The sequence below is a fragment of the Lysinibacillus sp. KCTC 33748 genome (assembly GCF_002237755.1).
Taxonomy (GTDB): Bacteria; Bacillota; Bacilli; order Bacillales_A; family Planococcaceae; genus Lysinibacillus.
The window spans coordinates 1-5793 of record NZ_MWSJ01000047.1; the positions used below are offsets into that span (position 1 = coordinate 1).

The 5793-nt window shown below is 39.0% G+C and carries 4 protein-coding genes, 2 tRNA genes and 1 rRNA gene; 4 read left to right on the forward strand and 3 right to left on the reverse strand.

Features of this window, described 5'->3' with window-relative positions; translation table 11 throughout:
• The first annotated feature begins 19 nt into the window (after positions 1-19).
• Positions 20-91, forward strand: a tRNA-Glu gene (locus B1B04_RS25085).
• Positions 92-283: 192 nt separating this feature from the next.
• Here B1B04_RS25085 and nadA read toward each other — a convergent pair.
• Genes nadA through nadB form a run of 3 tightly spaced genes read right to left on the reverse strand, consistent with a single transcriptional unit; the run spans position 284 to position 3777 of the window.
• A complete protein-coding gene (gene nadA / locus B1B04_RS25090) occupies positions 284-1387 on the reverse strand; it encodes a quinolinate synthase NadA (RefSeq protein WP_079564463.1) in 1104 nt (367 codons plus the stop codon).
• Complete coding sequence (nadC, locus tag B1B04_RS25095; RefSeq protein WP_079564466.1) at positions 1374-2234, reverse strand: carboxylating nicotinate-nucleotide diphosphorylase; 861 nt, start codon at positions 2232-2234, stop codon at positions 1374-1376. The genes nadA and nadC overlap by 14 nt, the downstream gene beginning before the upstream one ends.
• A complete protein-coding gene (gene nadB, locus B1B04_RS25100; protein WP_079564469.1) occupies positions 2191-3777 on the reverse strand; it encodes an L-aspartate oxidase in 1587 nt (528 codons plus the stop codon). Before nadB ends, nadC begins: the two co-directional genes overlap by 44 nt.
• 100 nt (positions 3778-3877) lie before the next feature.
• On the opposite strand from nadB, the gene B1B04_RS25105 reads away from it, so the two are divergent.
• The 3 genes from B1B04_RS25105 to B1B04_RS25115 all read left to right on the forward strand — a co-directional run bounded on the left by B1B04_RS25105 (position 3878) and on the right by B1B04_RS25115 (position 5793).
• Positions 3878-4948: a cysteine desulfurase family protein gene (locus B1B04_RS25105; RefSeq protein WP_079564472.1), complete on the forward strand. Its 1071-nt coding sequence runs from the start codon at positions 3878-3880 to the stop codon at positions 4946-4948.
• A gap of 643 nt (positions 4949-5591) precedes the next feature.
• A 5S ribosomal RNA gene (rrf, locus tag B1B04_RS25110) occupies positions 5592-5707 on the forward strand.
• Positions 5708-5717: 10 nt separating this feature from the next.
• Positions 5718-5793 (forward strand) — tRNA-Val (locus tag B1B04_RS25115).

The following is a 5793-nucleotide window of genomic DNA, read 5'->3' on the forward strand; positions in this document are numbered from 1 at the left end:
TCCCTCCTTCTCCGCCATTGGCCCGTTGGTCAAGTGGTTAAGACACCGCCCTTTCACGGCGGTAACACGGGTTCGAATCCCGTACGGGTCATACTAAAATACAGTAGATGTAATTTACATCTACTGTATTTTTTTTGTATAAAGATAGCTTTTAAGATTCTACTAATTGTCTTACTCGATTATGATTAGTTGAAATATATTTGAACATTACTACATATTCTCATTAGAGAACTTAAGCAACTAAAAGAAAACGTCTACTCATTTTGGGTAGACGTTTTGCTCTTTACGCTCTTAATAGCATTCGTTCAAGCGAGCTACGTGCTTCTTCAGCAGTGTGAGCATCTACTTGAATACGATTATGTGGTTGCCCCTTTTGTATACTTTCTAAAGACCAAAGTAGATGGGGAAGGTCAATACGATTCATTGTAAGACAAGGACAGAAATTTTCATTTAAAGAGATAATCTGCTTATCAGGGTGCTGCTTGATCAGACGATTGACGAGATTCATTTCAGTACCGATTGCCCATGCTGAATCACTTGGTGCTTTATTAATCGTATCAATAATGTATTTTGTAGAACCTGCATCATCTGCAGCAGCAACAACTTCACGACTACATTCAGGATGAACAATGATCCGCATATTTGGATGAGCTTTACGTATAAGCTCCGTATGCTGAACCGAAAAGCCTTCGTGTACAGAGCAGTATCCCTTCCATAAGATAACTTGAATGTTTTCTGGGGACTGATCCGTTTCAAGCTTATTTGTATGGGGATTCCAAACGGCCATATTTTCAAGCGGTATTCCTAAATCGTACGCAGTATTTCTACCTAAATGTTGATCGGGTAAAAAGAAAATACGTTGTTTTTGCGTAAATGCCCATTCAACCATTTCTTTTGCATTGGATGATGTTACGCATGCTCCACCATGTCGTCCCGTAAATGCTTTAATGGCAGCAGTAGAATTAACATATGTTAGAGGGATAATGGTATCACCAAAAAGCTCCTGTAAAATTGGCCATGCTTGTTCTGTTTGATAAATGTCTGCCATATCTGCCATTGAACAGCCTGCACGCATATCAGGTAAGTATACATGCTGCTGTTTAGTTGTAAGCATATCAGCTGTTTCAGCCATAAAGTGTACGCCACAAAATACTATATGTTCAGCTTCCGTATTAGCTGCTGATATTTGAGCAAGTTGCAAGGAATCCCCTGTTGCATCGGCAAATTGAATCACTTCATCTTTTTGATAGTGATGCCCAGGAATGAAGAGCTTACTACCTAGTTCCTCTTTTATGGCTAGAATGCGAGATTCCATGTCATTTTTAGATAAAGCACGATAATGCTCGGGTAGTAGTGACATTTGTTGAAATAGATTAGTGATGGACAATGAAACTAGCTCCTTTCGGTTTTACAAGTGCACTAATATCAAAAGCTTTTACTGAATGTGTTAGCGCTCCTAGTGAAATCCAGTGAATACCTGTTATCGCATAGCTATTTAAGTTTTGAAGTGTAATGCCGCCCGAAGCTTCTGTAGCGATATGTGGAGGAACAGCAGGAAGCCATTCACGTATTTCTTTAGGGCTACGATTATCAAACATAATGATATCTGCACCAGCTGCAATTGCTTCATCTAATTGTGATTTTGTTTCGATTTCGACTTCGATCTTAATAGTGTGACCGATTTTCTCACGGGCCGCCTGTACTGCATTAGTAATACTACCCGCAAAAGCAATATGATTATCCTTTAGCATGATCGCATCGAATAAACCATTGCGATGATTATAGGCACCACCGATTCTAACAGCGTATTTATCTAACATACGCAATCCAGGCATCGTTTTGCGCGTATCGCATATTTTCGCATTAGTACCTGCAGTTTCTCGCACCGCTAAATTTGTTGTTGTGGCAATAGCAGACATACGCTGGATAAGATTCAAAATTACACGCTCACCTATTAATAACTTTTGAAGAGGTCCTTGAATAACAGCAAGAACATCACCAGCATTTACTTTTTCCCCATCTTTTTTATAAAGGGTAATATCCATCGATCGATCAAGTAGAAGAAATCCATGCTTAATGATGAGAGCTCCACAAAAAATGCCGTCTTCTTTCGCATAAAAAGAAAAAGATCCCTGTTGTTCAGGGGAAAATATTAATTCACTTGATAAATCGCCATCGCCTATATCCTCATTAAAAAATTGCTTTAACAATTCCTCGAGTTTGATGATATTCATATAATGAATTCCTCACTTTCATCTGTCCTTGTTGAAAAATAATCCAACGGTTTGCCCACTGGTTATCATTTTCTGGTTGATCAACGCGAATATGTGCTCCGCGAGTTTCTTTTCGTGTAATGGCTGCGAGCGCCATTAATGTAGCGACAATATGCATCATGTAAAGTTCAATTTCCTGTTGACTCAGGTCATTTAAATTAACATGAAGAAGTGATTGCAATGAGGGCAATTGTTGTATGAATTGTTGCATATCGATAGGATTTCGCACAATGCCTAATGTGTGCATCATCATTTGCCGTAATTGATCTTTTGTAAATAACGATGGCATTGTTTGTTGGTGATGTTTGTCACTAATCAAGAAATTCTTTTGTGTACAACCTGTTTGAATAATGTATTGGGCTGTTCTTTGTCCAAACGTAATTCCTTCTAATAGAGAGTTACTAGCTAAACGATTGGCGCCATGCACTCCTGTACAAGCAACTTCTCCAATTGCATAGAGATTAGGAATAGATGTCCTTCCTTTGTCATCAGCAACAACCCCGCCCATTAAGAAATGGCTACCTGGTGCTACAGGAATTAAGCCATCCTGTAACTTAACATTATTGTCAGAGCAAAGTTGAGTAATCGTAGGGAATCTTTCTTCAAAGTGCTTAATCTTTGTAATATCAATAAATGTTTCCTGCCCAGCAGCACGTTTATGAAATAATGCATGTGCTGTAACATGGCGCGGTGCTAAGTCCAGCTGTTTATGTACGCCTTCCATTATAGGCTGACGATACGCATCTACAAATATTCCTCCGGCGCCACGAACAGCTTCAGAGACTAACCCTTTGGCCTGGCCTCCAGACCAAAGTAAGCTTGGATGGAATTGCATAAATTCCATATCACTGATGGCAGCTCCAGCACGATAGGCTAATGCGATCCCATCACCAGTATTCGTAGCAAAGTTAGACGTACAAGAATAAAGAGCACCTGCACCTCCTGTCGCGAGAATGACGTGGTGGGCAAGGTAGCGCTTCGTTCCCTTTGCGCCTTTTGTTAGAACACCAACACAATCCCCATTTGTGTTTAATAAGAGCTCATAAGCCATCTCATAGCAATTCACGACGATATTAGATGTGAGTTGATTGAGCAAATAATCAATCATTACTTGACCAGTACGATCACCGCCTGCATGTAAAATGCGATGATGACTATGTGCTCCCTCTAAGCCAAGAGCGGGGGACCCGTCAACTTGTCGATCAACTGGGAAGCCCTCATTTAAAAAATTACGCATAATTTCTGTGCCATTTTCTATTAGTACTTCAACATTCCTTCTTTCATGATGATATTCACCAGCAGTCAACGTATCAGTAATGTGAAGCTTTGGATGATCTTCTTGACTTGTAACGGCAGCAATACCGCCTTGAGCACGATAAGAACTACTCATTTTAACTGAACACTTTGTCACTAGCTGTACTTGAAAATGTTCTTCGAGAAGCCGAGCAGTTTGAAGTGCGGCAATACCACTACCAATAATAAGTACATCTGTCTTTACATCCATACATTTACCTTCTTTACAGTTGTCTTGACACTTATCTTTGCATAAAATAAAAAAGAAAACAAGACCGAATGAATTAGAAAGGAAGAATAAGATGATTTATATGGATTACGCTGCAACCGCTCCAATGACGCCAAAAGCCCTTAAAGCATATTGCGAGGTAGCAAAGCAGTATTATGGAAATAGTGCAAGCTTACATGACCTAGGAGGGCAAGCACATTATTTTGTTGAACAGGCAAGAGCTGTTGTAGCAAGGTCACTTGGAGTAAACAGTGATGGTGTCATTTTTACGGGAAGTGGCACGGAGGGCAATTTAATTGCGATTTTGTCATTAGCTTTTTCTTCAAATAAAGGGAAGCACATTATATCATCCCAAGCTGAACACACATCGGTACATGCGGCTTTAAATACACTTGAAAAAATGGGTTTTACGGTCACGAAGTTACCCTTACAGCAAGACGGTTGTATTCGTGTAGAGCAACTACGGGAAGCAATTCAAGAAGATACGGCTTTAATCACTATTCAGCATGTAAATTCAGAGATAGGTTCTATTCAACCTATAGAAGAAATTTCCAAAATTGCGAAACAAACAAATGTGCTTATGCACGTCGATTGTGTACAATCCTTTTGTAAACTCTCGTTAAAACAGCAAGTAGATGCTATTACTGTTTCAGCACATAAAATAGGTGGGCCAAAAGGGTGTGGTGCTATATATATGAATCCTGAGCTCCGTGTTCCTGCATTAGCTCCAGGTGTCACACATGAGCGCGGGCTAAGGGGAGGAACACTAGATACCCCAGCTATTGTCGCTTTTGCTACGGCGATTGAAGATTATCAATATGAGCGTCAGCATTATGCAGCATTACGTCAATACTTTAAGGAGAATTTACCAGAGACGTGTCAGCTCATTGAGTGTAAGAATCAATTGCCTAATATTTGTGGTGTGCTGATGAAAAGAGTAGAAGGGCAATACGTTTTGTTAAAATTAAATGAAGCGGGGATATGTATTTCTACAGGAAGCGCCTGTGATATTCATAGTGAATCTGGTACTAAAGCAATTTTATCTATGGGCTATTCTATGGAAGCGGCTCGCCAATTTTTTAGAATATCCTTTGGTCCAGCAACTACATTTGAGGAAATTAATCGATTACAAAGGGCACTTTCAAGTCTTTAATGTTTATCATGTGAAATATATTAAATGCTTTCTAAGCAATTAAATGAAAGGCTCAATAAATATTGAGGATAAGATTAAAACTGAAAAACTATGATTAAATAATTTTGAAATGATAATTTACGTATATGTTAAGTAGTCTATAAAAATAATCTTTGGTTAATATTTTTCTAAGTATACTTATTTTGGGTGGATGATTGGAGCGAAGAGCTACTCAAGTACTCCTGTCGTAGAGCATTGATTTTGGGGGAAGAAGTAGCTTGTAGCGAAAATTAGTGCCTTTTATTTATAAAATGGATATAAATAGTTGATTAATTCTCATCTATTAAATTAATAGTTTTCTTTTAATTAAACAATTGCTATAATAAATAGTAGAGTGATAATTTCTCTTACATAACAAAAAATATCTCTAAAAAGTAATAATTTCTTTTTTTTATAAAAAAGTATTGCACAATGCTAGAAAACGTTATACAATAATTCTTGTCTTGAAGGACAGGTAATAAACTTCAAAACGAAATACATAAAGGTTTAAACATACGAGTAGTTCGAGTAAGCGATGAAGCAAGGGAAGAACGTACTTAAGTACATGACTGACTGAACGACAGAGGCTAACGAAAAAATACGACGTATATCGAAAACCTAATAGTCTAGTGATGATGGCAAAGAGGTCACACCCGTTCCCATACCGAACACGGAAGTTAAGCTCTTTAGCGCCGATGGTAGTTGGGGGCTTCCCCCTGTGAGAGTAGGACGTCGCTAGGCATTATACCCAGGAGGATTAGCTCAGCTGGGAGAGCACCTGCCTTACAAGCAGGGGGTCGGCGGTTCGAGCCCGTCATCCTCCACCA

Excerpts from the sequence above, each read along its gene's own strand:
- nadC (WP_079564466.1), bottom strand. The coding sequence starts at position 2,234 with ATGAATATCATCAAACTCGAGGAATTGTTAAAGCAATTTTTTAATGAG.
- nadB (WP_079564469.1), bottom strand. The coding sequence starts at position 3,777 with ATGGATGTAAAGACAGATGTACTTATTATTGGTAGTGGTATTGCCGCA.
- B1B04_RS25105 (WP_079564472.1), top strand. The coding sequence starts at position 3,878 with ATGGATTACGCTGCAACCGCTCCAATGACGCCAAAAGCCCTTAAAGCA.